Genomic DNA, 2,941 nt, shown 5'->3' on the forward strand with positions numbered 1-2,941 from the left:
GGAGTATAGGGTTGATGTGCGTGCGTCGCGTGGCGATGGTTTGTGGGTTGGCGGTGCTGTGTGCGGGGTGCAGCGGGATGTCGGCGGACCGTTCGTTGCCGGTGGGTGCTGCGGCGTATGGCGTGATCCCTGCGCCCAATGGTGATGCTTCGGTGGCGGCGTATCGGATCGGGGCGCTTGATGTGCTGAAGCTGACGGTGTTTCAGGAGAAGGATCTGAGTTTCGACGAGATTCAGGTGGATGCATCGGGTAATTTATCGCTGCCGCTGATCGGGACGGTGCACGCGGCCGGTGACACGACGAGCGAATTGTCGAGCGAGATCGCGCGGGCCCTGGGAGAGAAGTATCTGGTCAACCCGCAGGTATCGGTGACGGTGGCATCGTCGGTGTCGCAGAACGTGACGGTGGAAGGTAACGTTGGCCAGCCGGGCGTGTATGCGATCAACGGCACGTCGACCCTGCTGCAGGCGCTGGCACAGGCCCAAAGCCCGAACGAGGTGGCGAAGCTCGACCAGGTGGTGATTTTCCGCAACATCGATGGGCGGCGTGCGGGAGCGGTGTTCGATGTGGAGGCGATCCGCGAGGGTCGCGCGGCGGACCCGGAGGTGCGCGGTGGCGATGTGATCGTGGTCGGGTTCGATGCGATGAAGGGGGCGTTCCGCGACTTCCTGAAAGCCGTGCCGCTCTTGTACGTTTTCCGATATTTCTGATGTTGAGCGTGGTGAGGGTCTTTTGGTGAATACAGACAGCGCCGTGATGCCGCGGCCGGCGATGGCTGGGAACGAGACGTATGACGACGCGCTCGAGTCCGGCGGCGGGTTCGAGATCGACTTTCGGGTTTTGTGGCTGATCTTCAGGCGCAACCTGTGGATCATCGGCGGGATCGTGGCGGCGGCGCTGGCGCTGGGGCTGGTGGCGACGATGCTGATGACGCCGCGTTACACCGCGTCGGCGAGCGTGCAGATCGATCAGGCGGCGGACCAGGTCTTGGGGACCGAGGACGAGTTGCAGCCGCCGGCATCGTACCAGGACGCCGACCGGTTCCTGCAAACACAGGTCGACGTGTTCAAGAGCCGGGCGATGGCCGAACGCGTGGCGCAGGCGCTGGGGCTGTTCAAAGGCGAGGCATTCTTCGAGAAGATGGCCCTTGCGGTGCCCGATCCCGATCCGGCCATCGCGCGCGACACGCAACTGCGCGATGCGGTGATCGATGCGATACTGGAAAATCTCAGCGTGTCGCTGCCGCGCGATTCGCGCGTTGCGACGATCTCGTTCGCGAGCGCCGACCCGGCGCTCGCGGCGCGGATCACCAACACCTACATGGCGGAGTTCATCAAGAACAACCTGCAGCGCAAGTTCAATAGCACGTCGTATGCGCGCAACTTCCTGTCGCAGCAATTGAACGAAGCCAAGGCACGGCTCGAACAGTCCGAGCGCGACCTTAACGATTATGCGCGTCAGGTGGGGTTGATCAAGACCGACCAGGCCAACCCTGACGGTTCGACCACGACGGGTTCGGCGTCGGTGACGACGGCATCACTGGCGCAGCTCAACCAGGCGACCAACCAGGCGACCGCGAACAGGATCGCGGCCGAGGAGAAATGGCGCTCGATCGAGCAGACGCCGCTCCTGAGCATTCCCGACGTGCTTGCCAACAAAGCGGTGCAGGATCTGCTTAACCAGCGCGCGCAGGCGACCGCGGCGTTGAGCCAGGAGCGCGCCAAGCATCTTGAGGCTTATCCGACGGTACAGCAGTTGCAGGCACAGCTCGACGAGATCAAGGCGCAGGTCACCGCGATCGCGACCGGGATCAAGCAGTCGATCCACCAGCAATATGAAAGTGCCCGGCTGCAAGAAAATGCGCTTCAGGCGCAGGTCAACGAACTCAAAGGCGCGACCTTGACCGAGCAGGATCGTTCGGTGCGCTACAACATCCTGGCGCGCGAGGCGGACACCAACCGCACGCTCTATGACGGATTGTTGCAGCGCTACAAGGAAGTGAGTGCCGCCGCCGGGATCACCGCGAGCAACGTCTCGGTGGTCGACGAGGCGAGCGTGCCGACCGAGCCCTCGTCACCCAAGCTCGCGCTCAACCTGGCGCTGGCGCTGCTTGCAGGGCTTGCTGTCGCCGGTGCAGTGGTGTTCGTGCGCGAGCAGCTCGATGACGCGATCCGCGCGCCCGAGGATGTCGAGCATAAGCTCGGGCTGCCGGTGCTGGGAGCGATTCCCGTGAGTGGCAGCGACGATCTGCGTGAGGAACTGGCGCTGCCGCGCTCGGCGATGGCGGAGGCGTACAACTCGCTCAGGACCGCGTTGCTCTATTCGACACCCGAAGGCATGCCGCCGGTGTTGTTCGTAACCTCGAGCGAAGCAGCCGAAGGCAAGTCGACAACGAGCTACGCGCTCGCCCAAGGGCTCGCCAAGCTCGGCAAGCGGGTCGTGCTGATCGACATCGATCTACGCCGCCCCGCTCAGCACCGCGCGTTCGGCCTGTCAAACGACGAGGGCATGTCGGACCTGCTCACCTCCCATCGCGAGGTCAATTCGGTGATCCGTACCACCGATATCGACAACCTGTCATTCATCCCCGCCGGTCCGATCCCGCCCAGCCCCACCGAACTGCTCGGGAGCGCACGGCTGGTCGCGGTGCTCGACGAACTCAGGCGCACGTTCGACGTGATCGTGCTCGACGGCCCGCCCGTGCTCGGACTCGCCGACGCGCCACTCATCGCTTCGGTCGTCGGCAACGTCATATTCGTCGTCGAAGCCGCTCGCGGCCACAGAGGCGCCACCAAGACCGCGCTGCGCCGCTTGCGCACCGGACACGCCCATCTCCTCGGCGCCGTCCTCACCAAGTTCGACCCCCGAAAAACCTCCAGCGGATACGCCTATTACGGCTATAACTACTATCAGTATGGTAACGACGATAGATGACGATGAG

2 protein-coding genes are annotated in these 2,941 nt (G+C 63.8%); both read left to right on the top strand.

What is annotated here, in order from left to right:
- The coding region (locus tag DFR49_RS21535; RefSeq protein WP_211325973.1) for a polysaccharide biosynthesis/export family protein at positions 1-710 on the top strand (710 nt) is incomplete at its 5' end.
- 25 nt (positions 711-735) lie between these two features.
- Positions 736-2,934 (top strand): GumC family protein, encoded by a 2,199-nt coding sequence (locus DFR49_RS21540; RefSeq protein WP_245968697.1) that lies wholly within the window; start codon positions 736-738, stop codon positions 2,932-2,934.
- Positions 2,935-2,941 lie beyond the last annotated feature (7 nt).

Origin of the sequence: Hephaestia caeni (genome assembly GCF_003550065.1) — a bacterium.
GTDB classification, from domain to species: domain Bacteria; phylum Pseudomonadota; class Alphaproteobacteria; order Sphingomonadales; family Sphingomonadaceae; genus Sphingomonas; species Sphingomonas caeni_A.